Annotated in this window: 14 protein-coding genes; 3 read left to right on the top strand and 11 right to left on the bottom strand. The window is 68.2% G+C overall.

The genetic code is table 11. The features are described from left to right. Nucleotides 1–17: 17 nt before the first annotated feature. From AU198_RS18705 to pafA, 7 genes are all read right to left on the bottom strand, one after another. Nucleotides 18–2,792, bottom strand: coding sequence for a DEAD/DEAH box helicase (locus tag AU198_RS18705; protein ID WP_064350205.1), 2,775 nt, complete (start codon nucleotides 2,790–2,792; stop codon nucleotides 18–20). Then, the gene (tatC, locus tag AU198_RS18700) at nucleotides 2,776–3,726 is read right to left on the bottom strand and encodes a twin-arginine translocase subunit TatC (protein WP_064350056.1); all 951 of its coding nucleotides are present in this window, start codon (nucleotides 3,724–3,726) and stop codon (nucleotides 2,776–2,778) included. Before tatC ends, AU198_RS18705 begins: the two co-directional genes overlap by 17 nt. 51 nt (nucleotides 3,727–3,777) lie before the next feature. After that, a complete protein-coding gene (gene tatA, locus AU198_RS18695) occupies nucleotides 3,778–4,065 on the bottom strand; it encodes a Sec-independent protein translocase subunit TatA (RefSeq protein ID WP_064350055.1) in 288 nt (95 codons plus the stop codon). A 58-nt stretch (nucleotides 4,066–4,123) separates the two neighbouring features. Continuing rightward, nucleotides 4,124–4,381, bottom strand: coding sequence for a DUF2510 domain-containing protein (locus tag AU198_RS26845; RefSeq protein WP_082691097.1), 258 nt, complete (start codon nucleotides 4,379–4,381; stop codon nucleotides 4,124–4,126). Between the two features lie 25 nt (nucleotides 4,382–4,406). Then, the gene (locus AU198_RS18690; RefSeq protein ID WP_064350054.1) at nucleotides 4,407–5,366 is read right to left on the bottom strand and encodes a helix-turn-helix transcriptional regulator; all 960 of its coding nucleotides are present in this window, start codon (nucleotides 5,364–5,366) and stop codon (nucleotides 4,407–4,409) included. Beyond that, nucleotides 5,363–6,352 carry a helix-turn-helix transcriptional regulator gene (locus tag AU198_RS18685; RefSeq protein WP_064350053.1) on the bottom strand — a complete coding sequence of 330 codons (990 nt, stop codon included), beginning with the start codon at nucleotides 6,350–6,352 and terminating at the stop codon, nucleotides 5,363–5,365. Before AU198_RS18685 ends, AU198_RS18690 begins: the two co-directional genes overlap by 4 nt. Before the next feature lie 97 nt (nucleotides 6,353–6,449). Further along, the gene (gene pafA, locus AU198_RS18680; protein ID WP_156431665.1) at nucleotides 6,450–7,808 is read right to left on the bottom strand and encodes a Pup--protein ligase; all 1,359 of its coding nucleotides are present in this window, start codon (nucleotides 7,806–7,808) and stop codon (nucleotides 6,450–6,452) included. A gap of 156 nt (nucleotides 7,809–7,964) precedes the next feature. On the opposite strand from pafA, the gene AU198_RS18675 reads away from it, so the two are divergent. The 3 genes from AU198_RS18675 to AU198_RS18665 are packed head-to-tail and all read left to right on the top strand — an operon-like array spanning nucleotide 7,965 to nucleotide 10,713. Beyond that, entirely contained in the window at nucleotides 7,965–8,240 is a 276-nt protein-coding gene (locus AU198_RS18675; RefSeq protein WP_064350051.1) for a DUF7162 family protein, read from the top strand. Then, on the top strand, nucleotides 8,237–9,805 hold the full coding sequence (locus tag AU198_RS18670) for an alpha/beta hydrolase (RefSeq protein WP_064350050.1): 1,569 nt from the start codon (nucleotides 8,237–8,239) through the stop codon (nucleotides 9,803–9,805). The genes AU198_RS18675 and AU198_RS18670 overlap by 4 nt, the downstream gene beginning before the upstream one ends. Continuing rightward, nucleotides 9,802–10,713, top strand: coding sequence for an alpha/beta fold hydrolase (locus AU198_RS18665; protein WP_064350049.1), 912 nt, complete (start codon nucleotides 9,802–9,804; stop codon nucleotides 10,711–10,713). The genes AU198_RS18670 and AU198_RS18665 overlap by 4 nt, the downstream gene beginning before the upstream one ends. Nucleotide 10,714: 1 nt before the next feature. Here AU198_RS18665 and prcA read toward each other — a convergent pair whose 3' ends face one another. The 4 genes from prcA to dop all read right to left on the bottom strand — a co-directional run bounded on the left by prcA (nucleotide 10,715) and on the right by dop (nucleotide 14,147). Next, nucleotides 10,715–11,458, bottom strand: coding sequence for a proteasome subunit alpha (prcA, locus tag AU198_RS18660; protein WP_064350048.1), 744 nt, complete (start codon nucleotides 11,456–11,458; stop codon nucleotides 10,715–10,717). Then, nucleotides 11,455–12,366 (bottom strand): proteasome subunit beta, encoded by a 912-nt coding sequence (gene prcB, locus AU198_RS18655; protein WP_064350047.1) that lies wholly within the window; start codon nucleotides 12,364–12,366, stop codon nucleotides 11,455–11,457. The genes prcA and prcB overlap by 4 nt, the downstream gene beginning before the upstream one ends. Then, the gene (locus AU198_RS18650) at nucleotides 12,363–12,557 is read right to left on the bottom strand and encodes a ubiquitin-like protein Pup (protein WP_064350046.1); all 195 of its coding nucleotides are present in this window, start codon (nucleotides 12,555–12,557) and stop codon (nucleotides 12,363–12,365) included. Before AU198_RS18650 ends, prcB begins: the two co-directional genes overlap by 4 nt. 93 nt (nucleotides 12,558–12,650) lie before the next feature. Next, nucleotides 12,651–14,147 carry a pup deamidase/depupylase gene (gene dop, locus AU198_RS18645; protein WP_064350045.1) on the bottom strand — a complete coding sequence of 499 codons (1,497 nt, stop codon included), beginning with the start codon at nucleotides 14,145–14,147 and terminating at the stop codon, nucleotides 12,651–12,653. Between the last annotated feature and the right edge of the window lie 2 nt (nucleotides 14,148–14,149).

Raw genomic sequence — 14,149 nt, 5'->3', positions numbered from 1 at the left:
GTCTTGCCCCCGACACATTACCCCGCATCAACAGCGACGACGCCGCGTCGAACGTCGTTTATCGCGCGTTTCGCGGTGCTTCGCAGCGCGGCGCCGGGTGCGGCGTTGCGTACCTGGTCGAGCAGGTCGAGGACCTGGCGGCACCACCGGACGAAATCGCCTGCCGACAGCGGTGATCCGCTGCCCGTGGCGTCGGACGCGGCCAGCGCACTGGTCAGGTCGCCGGTCGTGGCCCACCGGAAGATCGCGGCGACGAACCCGTCGTCGGGTTCACGGCTGCCCGTGATGCGGTGGCGCTGTTCGTCGGCGCGCAGCTCGGTCCACAGCCGCCGCGTCTGGTTGAGGGCGCGGCGCAGTCTGCCGGTCGGGATGTCGAATCCCTCGCGAGCGCCCGGCGTGTCACCGCGCGCCTCGTAGAGCACCGCCGACACCACGCCTGCCAGCTCGGCGGCGTCGAGTCCCTCCCAGATGCCGGTGCGCAGCGCCTCGGCCACCAGCAGGTCACTTTCGCTGTAGATGCGGGCCAGCAGGCGGCCGTCGTCGGTCACCTTGGGATCGTCCGCGGCGCCGCTGATGAAGCCACGTTCGGTCAGCAGCACCACAATCCGGTCGAACGTGCGCGCCAGCGAGTTGGTCGCCGCGGCCACCTTCTGCCGGATCTGTTCGTTGTCGCGTTCGATGCGCAGGTAGCGCTCGGCCAGCCGCGCCTTCTCCTCCCGGTCGGGCCGGTGATGAGCCGGGTGCGAGCGCAATTGCTCGCGCAACGAGGCCAATTCGGGATCGATGTCGCGCTCGGCGCCCGCACGCGTGGGCCCGCTGCGCTTGCCCTTCCTCGACGGCACGTCGAGGCGTTCGGCCGCCGAGATGAGGGCCGAGGCGAGGTCGCGCCGTGCGCGCGGATTGCGGTGCTCGACGCGTTTGGGCAACGGCATGGTGCCCAGCGGGGCGGACGTTCCCGAGTAGTCGGCCGACGAGATCCGCCCGGCCCAGCGGTGTTCGGTCAACACCAACGGGCGCGGATCCTCGTCGTCGCGGGCGGCTTCGAGCACGACGGCCAAGCCTCCGCGGCGACCGTGGGTGATCGTGATGATGTCGCCGCGGCGCAGCGAGGCCAGCGCCTCGTTGGCCGCCCTGCGGCGCTGCAGCCGCGACGCCCGCGATTGGGCGCGTTCGCGTTCGGAGATCTGCATCCGAAGCCGGACGTAGTCGAGGATCGAGTCGTCGCCCAGTTCGGCGTTGATCTCGGTGAGCATCCGCTCGCCACGCTCGATGCCGCGGCGCAGCCCGACCACCGAACGGTCGGCCTGGTACTGCGCGAACGAGCTCTCCAGCAGTTTATGTGCCTGCGCCGGACCCATCTGCTGGACGAGGTTGATGGTCATGTTGTACGAGGGCGCAAAGGAACTGCGCAGCGGGAATGTCCGGGTGGATGCCAATCCGGCCACCTCGGCCGGTTCGACGTCCGGGGTCCACAGCACCACGGCGTGGCCTTCGACGTCGATGCCGCGCCGACCCGCGCGACCGGTCAGCTGGGTGTACTCGCCGGGCGTCAACGGCACGTGTTGTTCGCCGTTGAACTTCACCAACCGTTCGAGCACTACCGTGCGCGCGGGCATGTTGATGCCCAAAGCCAGTGTCTCCGTGGCGAATACCGCCTTGACCAGGCCCGCGGAGAACAGCTCCTCGACGGTGTGGCGGAACACCGGCAGCATGCCGGCGTGATGGGCGGCAAGTCCGCGCAGCAGGCCTTCGCGCCACTCATGGTAGTCGAGGACGATCAGGTCGGCCTCGGGCAGATCTCCGCAGCGACGGTCGACGACTTCGGCGATGCGGGCGCGTTCCTCGTCGGTGGTCAGCCGCAGCGATGACCGCAGGCACTGTTTGACCGCGGCGTCGCATCCCGCACGCGAGAAGATGAAGGTGATTGCGGGCAGCAGCTCTTCGCGGTCCAGCGTGGCGATCACCTCGGGCCGCGACGGCGGCCGGTACATCGTCGGCCTGCCCCGGTTGCGGCCGCGGCCACGCGGCTGCCAGTCGGCGAGCCGGTCCGCTTCACGCCGATGTGCGATGTGGCGCAGCAACTCCGGATCGACCAGCAGCTCCCGGTTCGGTTTCGTGGTGCCGCGAGCCGCCCGGGTGGCGCGGTAGTCGAACAGGTCGAACAACCGCTTGCCGACCAGGACGTGCTGCCACAGCGGAACCGGACGGTGTTCGTCGACGATGACCGTGGTGTCCCCACGTACGGTCTGGATCCAGCCGCCGAACTCCTCGGCGTTGCTGACCGTCGCCGACAGGCTCACCAGCCGCACCTCGTCGGGCAGGTGCAGGATGACCTCTTCCCACACCGCGCCACGCATGCGGTCCGCCAGAAAGTGCACCTCGTCCATCACGACATACGAAAGGCCCTGCAACGTCGCGGAATTCGCGTAGAGCATGTTGCGAAGGACCTCGGTGGTCATGACCACCACGTCGGCGTCACCGTTGACCGACTGATCTCCGGTGAGCAGTCCGATCTTCTCCGGGCCGTAGCGCTGCACCAGGTCGTTGTGCTTCTGGTTGCTCAGCGCCTTGATCGGCGTCGTGTAGAAGCACTTGCCGCCCGCCGCCAGCGCGAGGTGCACCGCGAACTCCCCCACGACGGTCTTGCCCGCGCCGGTGGGTGCGCACACCAGTACTCCGTGCCCGTTCTCCAGTGCCTCACAGGAGCGCCGCTGGAAATCGTCGAGCGCAAACGACAACTGTTCGGCGAAACGGGCCAGCTCGCAGCCCGAGTCACTAGGTGGCGTCGTCATCGACCACATGCCGCGCGGACGTCGGCACGGTGCTGGACGCCTCGACGGGCTCGGCGGGTTCGATCGGTGCGGCCTGGTCGTCGGAGATGTCCTCAAGTGCGGCCCGCCGGGCCTTACGCCGGTCGTGCAGCCGCGCGATCTGAATCGCGAACTCGAGCAGCACCGTCAGGGCGAGCGCCAGTGCCAGCATCGAGAACGGATCCGATCCCGGGGTGAACAGCGCGGCGAACACGAACAACGCGAAGATCAACCCGCGGCGCCACGCCTTGAGCCGTTCGTAGGTCAGCACTCCGACGGCATTGAGCATCACGATCAGCAGCGGGAACTCGAAGCTGAAACCGAAGACCAGCAGCAGGTTGATCAGGAAGCCGAAGTACTGATCGCCGGACAGCGCGGTGATCTGCACGTCGCTGCCGACGGTGAGCAGGAAGCCCAACGCGGTGGCCAGCACCACGTAGGCCAGCACCGCGCCCGCCACGAACAGCACGGCGCCGACGGTGACGAACGCGACCGCGAAGCGGCGCTCCTTCTTGTACAGCCCGGGGGTGATGAAGGCCCACATCTGATAGAGCCACACCGGGCAGGCCAGCACGATGCCCGCGGTCAGCGCGACCTTCAGGCGCAGCATGAACTGGTCGAAGGGCGCGGTGGCCAGCAGGCGGCATTCGTCGTCAGGTGCGATGGTCGCCCGCGACGAGGGCGGCAGATCGCAGTACGGGCCGCGCAGCCAGTCCCCGAGGCTGGGCAACCCGAACACGCCGTGGCTGTACCAGAGGAAGCCCAGGATCGTCGTGACGACCACGGCGGCCGCCGAGATCAACAGCCGGGTGCGTAGCTCATGCAGATGCTCGACCAGCGACATCGTGCCGTCGGGGTTGACCCGCGAGCGCCGTCGGCGAGGATCGAGCTTCTTGAACAGTCCTGGGGTCTGCACGGCATGCCTACTTACGCGGCAGCGTGGCCGCGGTCAGTCGATTCTCGACGGTCAGGCGGGACGTTTGTCCGAGGGATGCTCGGTTGCCGGAGCCGTTGCGTTGTCCGGAGCGGCGTTGTCGACCCGCTCCGAGGCGATCGGAGTGGCCGGCGGCTTGTCCGGCTGGGAAGACGGGCTATCCGTGGTCGAATCGGCCTGCATCTCCTTGATCTCCGACTTGAAGATCCGCAACGACTTACCCACGGACCGCGCCGCGTCGGGGAGCTTCTTAGCGCCAAAGAGCAGTACAAATACGGCGATGATGACGAGCCAATGTGTCCATGACAGCCCACCAGTCATTTGGTTACCTCCAGACTTCGCTTCGATCGTACTCGTCTATCGGGTTCGACTTGCTTGACTAGGCCGACCGGTTCCCGGCTGGACGCACTGCTTCGGTCCAGCCTCGACCGTCGAAATAGCGAACCATCGAGTGGTCACGCGGATCCGGGTACCACCCTGGCCAAGGGCCCCTGTGCACGGGAGGCTTGTGGGATTTCGTCGCTGCGGCGACCGAAAACACGACGAGGGCCACCACAATCGCCAAACCACCTCCGATTACGATGAAGGCAATCGCCAAGTGCCAGGGCTGAAGCCCGCCCAATTCCCACCTCCACATGCCGGCGTCAACTCAGCTACTGAGCTTAACTTCCGCCGACGCCGTATGCGCGCAGCGCCGCTTGGGCCGATTCCCGCACCCTCTCCACAAGATGGGCGGGTTCGAGCACCCGCACGGCCGACCCGAATCCGAGTACGAACCGGGCCATCCAGTCGTCGGAGGCGTAGGTCATCGCGGCCTCCCAGCCACCGCCGGGCAGTTCTCGGCTGACCCGCAGCGGGTAGTAGTCGAACATCCACGCCGCCGACCGATCGATCAGCAGCGTCGCCGACGGCAGCGAAGGGTCCGCGTCGAACAGCGAGGTGTCCGGTTCGGCCTGCACGGCCGGCGGTGGCGGCGACGATGGCTCGTCGAGCACCTGCGCGTCGACGATGCGGTCGAAACGGAACAGTCGGACCCCCTCGGCGGTTCGGCACCACGCCTCCAGGTAGCTGTGGTCGCCGACCAGCACCACCCGGATCGGGTCGACGATGCGGCTGGTCAGCACGTCGTGCGAAGCCGAGTAGTACTCGATGGACAAGGCGTGCCCGTCGCGCACCGCCTCCCGCACCGCCGCGGCCGCCTCGCTCTCGATCGGCGCGGGCTCCTCGACCGCCGCGCCGTCCTGGCCCACCGTGCCCGCCGCGGACTCGATCTTCGCGATCGCGCTGCGCGCCGCCTCCGGGTCGACCATGCCGGGCACCTCGGCCAACGCGCGCAGGGCCACCAGCACGCCCGTCGCCTCCGGCGACGTCAACCGCAGCGGGTGGTCGATACCTGCGGTGAACGTCACTTCGATTGTGTCGCCCGAGAATTCGAAGTCGATCAGATCGCCGGGGCCGTATCCGGGCAGCCCACACATCCACAGCTGGTTCAGGTCCTCGCGCAATTGTTTGACGCTGACGCCGAGATCGGAGGCCGCCTCGGCGTAGGTGATCCTCGGGTTGGCCTGAAAGTACGGCACCATGTTGAGCAGCCGGACCAGCCGCGTCGATACGGCCGTCATGCGCGACCCGCCTGCGCGGTCAACCGGGCCACCACGTCGTCGCGCAACGATTCGGGCTCGAGTGCCACCGCGTCGGGACCGTAGCTGGCGACCTCGCGCGCCAACCGGTCGAACATGCCGATGTCGATGGTGATCACCTCGCCCGCGCGGCCGTTGTGCGTGTGGGGAGTCGCCGAGGCGGCCCGTCGACGCAGCGCGGTGCCCTTGCCCTCGGCGATCCACACCCGCGCCTGACCGCCCGACGGCCACTCACCCACCGCGCGCTCGACGACTTCACGGAGGTCGACGTCCTGCGGTCGCTTGATCGCGCCGGGTGGGCCGACCGTGGTCACCTCGGCGCCGATGCGGGAGAGCCGGAAGGTGCGCGTCGCGTCGCGGTCGCGGTCGTGGCCCACCAGATACCAGCGGCCCCTGTGGGTGATGACGCCCCAGGGTTCCACCGTGCGGGTGGTGTAGGGGTCACTGCGCGACGGTCGGTGCGGGAACTGCACCGCTTGTCCGGAATCGATGGCGGACAACAGGATTCCGAGCACCTCTTCGGAGCCGCGCAGCCCGGGCAGGGCAGCGGTCGAGGTGATCGCCGGCGCGGCCTCCACCGCGTCGATGTCGATACCCGCGGCGCGCAGCTTCAGCAACGCGCCCTGGGTGGCGGTGATGAGCTCCGGCGATTCCCACAACTGGGTCGCCACGGCTACGGCGGCCGCCTCGTCGGGGGTCAGTTCGACCGTGGGCAGCGCGTAGGCCTCGCGGTTGATCCGGTAGCCCTCGGTCGGGTCGAATTGCGAAACCCGCCCCGTCTCCAGCGGGATCCCCAAGTCGCGCAACTCGTTCTTGTCGCGCTCGAACATGCGCGAGAAGGCCTCGTCGCTGGCGCTGTCGGCGTATCCCGAAACCGTCTGACGGATCCGCTCGGCGGTGATGAAGTTCCGCGTCGACAGCAGCGCGATCACGAGGTTCATCAGCCGCTCGACTTTGGAGATCGCCACTCGACCCAGCTTAGGGTGTCCCGTCCTCATGCCGAGCGCTCAGCCTGGTACGAGTTTTCGCGCGCGCGAACCGCACATGAGTGAGCAATCGCGAGACTTACATGGAGGCGATGAGCCGCTTGACCCGCTCGTCGACCGACCGGAACGGGTCCTTGCACAGCACCGTGCGCTGCGCCTGATCGTTGAGCTTGAGGTGCACCCAGTCGACGGTGAAGTCGCGGCCGGCCTCCTGGGCGGCGCTGATGAACTCCCCGCGCAGTTTGGCCCTGGTGGTCTGCGGCGGCGTGTTGACGGCCGCCTCGATGTCCTCGTCGGTGGTGATCCGCGTGGCCAGCCCCTTGCGCTGCAGCAGATCGAACACCCCGCGACCGCGCTTGATGTCGTGATAGGCGAGGTCGAGCTGGCTGATCTTGGGATCTGACAGCTCCATGTTGTAGCGGTCCTGATAGCGCTGGAACAGCTTCCGCTTGATGACCCAGTCGATCTCGGTGTCGACCTTGGCGAAGTCCTGGCTCTCCACGGCGTCGAGTTGGCGTCCCCACAGGTCGACCACCTGCTGGATCTGCGTGTTGGGCTCGCGGCTCTGCAGGTACTCGACGGCGCGGGCGTAGTACTCGCGCTGGATGTCCAGGGCGCTGGCCTGCCGGCCCCCGGCCAGGCGCACCGGGCGCCGTCCGGTCAGGTCGTGGCTGACCTCGCGGATGGCGCGGATCGGGTTGTCCAGTGAGAAGTCGCGGAACGCGATCCCGGCCTCGATCATCTCCAGCACCAGCGACGCCGTGCCCACCTTGAGCATCGTGGTGGCCTCGCACATGTTCGAGTCGCCGACGATGACGTGCAGCCTGCGGTACTTCTCGGCGTCGGCGTGCGGTTCGTCGCGGGTGTTGATGATCGGGCGCGACCGGGTCGTGGCCGAGGACACGCCCTCCCAGATGTGCTCGGCACGCTGGCTCAGGCAGAACGTCGCCGCCTTGGGTGTCTGCAGCACCTTGCCCGCACCGCAGATCAGCTGGCGGGTGACCAGGAACGGCAGCAGCACGTCGGAGATCCGGGAGAACTCGCCTGCGCGCACGATCAGGTAGTTCTCGTGGCAGCCGTAGGAGTTGCCCGCCGAGTCGGTGTTGTTCTTGAACAGGTAGATGTCGCCACCGATGCCCTCGTCGGCCAACCGCTGTTCGGCATCGATGAGCAGATCCTCGAGTACCCGCTCACCCGCGCGGTCGTGGGTGACCAGCTGCGTCAGGCTGTCGCACTCGGCGGTGGCGTACTCGGGATGGCTGCCCACGTCGAGGTAGAGCCGGGCGCCGTTCCGGAGGAAGACATTCGAACTGCGGCCCCACGACACGACTCGCCGGAACAGGTAGCGCGCCACCTCGTCGGGGCTGAGCCGACGATGGCCATGGAACGTGCAGGTGACACCGAACTCGGTCTCGATGCCCATGATCCGTCGCTGCACCTCATCGAGACTACTTGTTGCTCGGCGGTCACGGAGGGCAAGCCGCGCCGAAGAAGCACCGGACATCGGGTTGACACCCGCTGCGCGGTCCGTAAGGGCGGCGCTGGCCTGTGGATAACTTCAGCGGCCTGGACGCCGATTCTGTCAGCATGAGCCATGGGGGAAATCGTCGAGGTCGACGTGTCGCAACTGCGCACCGTCGCCAATCGGGTCATGACCGCCGCTGACCAAATCGTCGAGATGCGTTGGCCCGAATTGAATCCGGATGAGCTTCCCGGCGCGGCCGTCGCGGACGTCGCCGCGACGGGTTCTGTGGCGCCCGGGCTCGCCGAGGTCGTGGCCGACATGGACGGATGGGCGCTCGCGGCGCGGATCTCCGCGGACGCGTTCGAGCGCGCGGAGCTACGCACCGCTGACCGCGTCGGGAAGTGACGCCGCCGACCGTCGGCCAGGCCGAAGCCTGGTCTCCCGGCGCGCTGGGTCGGTTGGCCGACGGTTGGGACCGCAACGCCCGGCTCGTGTGCGCGCACGCCGACTCACTGGCCTCCGAATTCAGCTTCTGGACCGGTGCGGCCGCCGACACCGCCCGCCAGCGCGCGAAAAGCATTGTTGCGGCGGCCGATACGCTCGCGCGAGCACTGGTGCTCGCGGCCGCGGCGGCCCGCGACGGCGCTGCCCAGATCAGTGCGGCCCGAACCGATGTCATGGCTGTGGTCGCCGCCGCGCGCACCGAGGGTTTCGCCGTCGACGACGCCGGGTCGGTCGAGGTGCACGCCCCACCGTCGCCGCTACTGGTCGCGCTGGCCGGTGGTGTGCCGTCGGTTGCCGTCGAGATGCTCACCATGCGCGCGGCCGAGCTGACCGGCCGACTCGCCGAGGCACTGAACCGCCTGGGCGCCGCGGACGCCGACGCTGCCGCCGATATGGCCGAGGCGTTGGCCATTCCGGCTGCCGGTGGTCACGGAGCCGATGCCGACGTCGTCACCGCATGGCCCATCACCAGCCAGGACCGGATCGCCGATCAGATCGCGGCGATGACGCCCGAACAGCGGCAGCGCTTGGTCGAGGGATTCCCTTCGCAGGTGGGCAACACCGACGGCGTGCCGTGGCAGATGAGGGTCGAGGCCAACCGCACCAACGTGGCGCAGGCCGTTCTGCGCGAGCCCGACCCGCAACGGCTTGCGGTGTACCGGGAACTGCTCGGAGAGGTCGACGATCCGGCAGGTGGACCCGTCCGCCTGGACCGCCAGATTCTGGCGTTCGATCCCGGCCGGTCATCACTGGTCGAGCTGCACGGCAACATCGCATCGGCCTCCAGCGTCGCCGTCCTCGTGCCGGGGTTGAACACGACGATCACCGGATCGGCGGCCAACGCCGGGACCGCGCGCAGGTTCGTCTCGGCGACCCGCGGCGACGTCGCGGCCATCACCTATCTCGGTGGGCCGTTTCCGCGCGGCGACAACGTCGTGGAGGGTCTGGCGGCCGCCGCCGACCCGCGCTACGCGTTGGCCATGGCGCCGCGGCTGGTCGCCTTCACCGAGGACGTCGACCGCACGGTGGACTCGACCGGCCGCCGCATCCCGCTCACCGTTGTCGGCCACTCCTACGGCGGGTCCATCGTGGGCACCGCCGAGGCGTTGGGCATGACCTCGGACCGCACGATGTACGTGGCCGCCGCAGGCGCGGGCGTCGGAGTGCGCAAGCCCGACGACTGGCACAACAGAAACCAGCATGTGCTGCGCTTCTCCCTGACGCCGCCGGGCGACTTCATCGCGGCGGTGCAGGGCATCCCGGGCGGCCCACACGGCGCCGACCCCGACGAGATGCCCGGCGTGATCAGGTTGCCCGCCGGCCGGTACGACGACGGGCGGCCGATGGCCGGACCCAGCGCCCACTCCGACGTGCTGAACGCGCCCTCCGACGCCTGGCGCGCGATCCTCGGGGTCATCACCGGTGATATCGGCAGGGATCGTGCAACCTCACGACAACCGGGATGACATCTGGCCAGAATAAGCCGGTGTGGTCGCGCAGCTCGCCCGTCGACGGGTTCCGGCTCGTCTACGACCGGTTCGGCGCCAGGGGCGCGCCGCCGGTGGTGCTGCTGCACGGCTGGCCGGGCAACCGCCACGACTACCGCCGGGTGGTGCCCCTGCTCGGGGATGCCGCCGATGTCATCGTGCCGGACCTCCGGGGGTTCGGCGGCTCGGACAAACACGCGGTCGCCATCCGGCACTTCTACAGCGCCACCGCGCAGGCCGGCAGCATCATCGGGCTGATCAAAGAACTCGAGCTGTCCGAAGTGGTGCTCGCCGGCTATGACGTCGGCAGTCGCGTCGGGCAGAGCATCGCTCGCATGCAGCCGGATATGGTGCGTTCGCTGGTGCTGTCCCCGCCGCTACCCGGGGCCGGCGACCGCGTCCTGACCGCGAAGGCACAGAACGAGTTCTGGTATCAGTCCTTCCACCAGCTGCCGCTGGCGGGCCAGCTGCTCGACGGAAACCCCGACCTGGTCCGCGACTACCTACGCCACTTCTGGACACATTGGTCCGGGCCGAATTTCGCCGTCTCCGAGGATGATTTGGAACGGCTGGTGTCCGACTACGGTCTGCCCGGCGCGTTCACCGCGTCGATCGCGTGGTACCGCGCTGGTGCCGGGATGATCGCCCAGTCGCTCACCGAACTGCCGCCCGAGCGTGCCATCAAGATCCACGTGCCCACCGATGTGGTGTGGCCGCACCATGATCCGCTGTTCCCGGCCGAGTGGTCGGACCGACTCGGGCACTACTTCACCGACGTGCACGTGCACTTCGCTTATGACGCGGGGCATTTCACGCCGCTGGAGTGCCCCGAGCAGTTCGCCGAACTCATCCTCATCCGGGCTCGGCCGACCCCGGCTGCCGGCTGACCTACTCCCCGGCGGGTTCGGCGTCCTGCGGAGTCTCCTGCGCCGGCGGCAGCAGCGTTTCCAGTGCGGAGCCGGTGATCCGACGGAACGCACGGCGCGGCCGATTGGCGTCCAGGATCGCCACCTCGAGCGTCGCGGGACCCAGCACGCGCTGCTCGGAGCCGCCGTTGCCCGCGGCGTGCAGCGCGTCGACCGCGATCTTCATCGCATCCTCCAGGCCGACGTTTTCGGTGTAGGAGTCGTTGAGAGCGGCGATGATCGGTTCAGTCGTTCCGCCCATGACCACGAAGTGGGGCTCGTCTGCGATCGACCCGTCATAGGTGATGCGGTACATCTCCGGAGGTTTCGACTCGCCGTAGTGGGCGACCTCCGCGACGCACAACTCGACCTCGTAGGGCTTGGCCTGCTCGGTGAAGATGGTGCCGAGCGTCTGCGCGTAGATGTTGGCGAGCTGACGTCCGGTCACGTCGCGGCGGGCGTAGGCATAACCCCTGGTGTCGGCGTACTGGATGCCGCCGCGGCGCAGGTTGTCGAACTCGTTGAACCGCCCGACGGCTGCGAAACCGACTCTGTCGTAGAGCTCGCTGACCTTCTGCAGCGAGCGGGACGGGTTCTCGGCGACGAACAGTACTCCGTCGGCGTAGGCCAGCGCCACGACGCTGCGCCCCCTGGCGATACCTTTGCGCGCGAGTTCGGAACGCTCGCGCATCGCCTGTTCGGGCGAGATGAAATAGGGAAAGCTCACGAATCTCCCCGCGCATCGGTCGAATGGTGGATGGCGTCGGGGCCGAATGTGTCAGCGCGCGAACGGTTTTCGATCACCAGACGGGCGAACTCGGCGATGCGCTCCTCGGTCACCTCTTCGGCGCCGTCGGAGTCGATGATCACCGCGGTCGGATAGATACCGCGCACGAGGTCGGGCCCGCCGGTCGCCGAATCGTCGTCGGCGGCGTCGTAGAGCGCCTCGATCGCCACGCGCAGCGCCGAATCTCCGTCCGTCACTTGCGAATACAGCTTCTTCATCGACGACTTGGCGAAGATGGACCCCGACCCCACCGACTGGTAACCCTCTTCTTCGAAGTTCCAGCCACCCGCCGCGTCGAAGGACACGATGCGCCCCGCCGCTTGAGGGTTCGGGTCATCGATGTCGTAGCCGGCGAGCAACGGCAGCGCGACGAAACCCTGCAGTGCCGCACCGAGGTTGCCGCGCACCATGGTCGCGAGCCGGTTCACCTTGCCCGGGAAGGTCAGCGCGACGCCCTCGAGCTTCTCGTAGTGCTCGAGCTCGACCGCGTAGAGGCGGGCGAACTCGACGGCGATGGCCGCCGTCCCGGCGATGCCCGTGGCCGTGTAGTCGTCGGTGATGTACACCTTCTGCACGTCACGGCTGGCGATCATGTGGCCCTGGGTGGCGCGGCGGTCGCCGGCCATGACCACGCCGCCGGGGAACTTCAGCGCGACGATCGTGGTGCCGTGCGGTGCGAAGTCGGTTTGCGCATCGCCGGACTGGCCGGCACGGTGCACGGGAAGGAGTTCGGGCGCCTGGCGGCGCAGCAGTTCAGAGAAGGACGAGAGGCCCACGGGGACGGAGGGTGCTACCGGGTAGCCGGAGGGGTGAGAAAAGGACAGCTGATCGCGTTGCGGCCAGGTCACTGTCCACCCTTCTGTACATATGCGCGCACGAAGTCCTCGGCGTTCTCCTCGAGGACGTCGTCGATTTCATCGAGCAGGTCGTCGGTGTCCTCGGCCAGCTTCTCGCGACGCTCCTGCCCGGCGGCCGTGCTGCCGGTGAGGTCCTCGTCCTCGCCGCCACCACCGCCACGCTTGGTCTGCTCCTGAGCCATCGCTGCCTCCTGCGTAAGTTGTCGGCGGGCTCACTGCTGCCCGCCGTGACTCCACATTACCGGTCGCCGCGCCGATTGCCTGCGATAGCGCGCCTAATTGGTGAGCTGTTCTACTAATTCGACAGCGCTGTCCACCGAGTCGAGCAGGGCTCCGACGTGCGCCTTACTGCCCCGCAGCGGCTCCAGGGTGGGGATCCGAACGAGCGAATCACCGCCCAGATCGAAAATCACCGAGTCCCAACTGGCCGCTGCGATGTCGGCCCCGAAGCGACGCAGGCACTCACCGCGGAAGTACGCGCGCGTGTCGGTCGGCGGGTTGTCGACCGCGTCCAGCACCTGCTGCTCGGTGACCAGCCGCTTCATCGACCCGCGGGCCACCAGCCGGTTGTAGAGTCCCTTGTCCAGCCGCACGTCGGAATACTGCAGGTCGACCAGGTGTAGCCGCGGCGCCGACCAGCCCAGGTTCTCGCGGTGGCGGAAACCTTCGAGCAGGCGCAGCTTGGCCGGCCAGTCCAGGATCTCCGCGCATTCCATCGGATCGCGTTCCAGCAGGTCGAGCACTTCGGCCCACATCTTGACGATGTCGGCGGCACGCGGGTCCGGATCGCGGCTGTCCACGAGCTTGGCCACGCGGTCGAGGTACATCCGTTGCAGCGCAAGGCCGGTCACCTCACGACCGTCGGCCAGCGCGACGGTGGCGCGCAGCGACGGGTCCCGGCTGATGACGTGCACCGCGTGCACGGGACGGGCCAGCGCGAGATCGCTGAGATCCATCCCCTCCTCGATCAGGTCCAGCACCAGCGCGGTCGTGCCGAGCTTGAGATACGTCGATGTCTCCGACAGGTTCGCGTCGCCGATGATCACGTGCAGCCTGCGGTACTTGTCGGCGTCGGCGTGCGGCTCGTCGCGGGTGTTGATGATGCCGCGCTTGAGCGTGGTCTCGAGGCCGACCTCCACCTCGATGTAGTCCGAGCGCTGCGACAGCTGGAAACCGGGTTCGTCCCCGGAAGGACCGATGCCCACCCGCCCCGAACCGGTCACGACCTGGCGCGACACCAGGAACGGGGTCAGCCCGGCGATCACCGCGGAGAACGGGGTCTGCCGGCTCATCAGGTAGTTCTCGTGCGACCCGTAGGAGGCGCCCTTGCCGTCGACGTTGTTCTTGTAGAGCTGCAGTTTCACGGCGCCGGGCACGCTGGCGACGTGCCGCGCGGCTGCCTCCATCACCCGCTCGCCGGCCTTGTCCCAGATCACGGCGTCCAGCGGGTCGGTGCACTCGGGTGCGGAGTACTCCGGATGGGCGTGGTCGACGTAGAGGCGCGCGCCGTTGGTCAGGATCATGTTCGCCGCGCCGACCTCGTCCGCGTCGACGACCGGTGGGGGGCCCGCGGACCGGCTCAGGTCGAAACCACGGGCGTCGCGCAGCGGCGATTCCACCTCATAGTCCCAGCGCGTGCGCTTGGCACGCTGGATCCCGGCCGCCGCGGCGTACGCGAGCACGGCCTGGGTGGAAGTCAGGATCGGATTCGCGGTCGGGTCGGACGGCGACGAGATGCCGTACTCGACCTCGGTTCCGATGATCCGTTGCATGT

This window comes from Mycobacterium sp. GA-1199 (genome assembly GCF_001500045.1).
Lineage (GTDB): Bacteria > Actinomycetota > Actinomycetes > Mycobacteriales > Mycobacteriaceae > Mycobacterium.
This window is presented reverse-complemented; position numbering and strand designations above follow the sequence as displayed.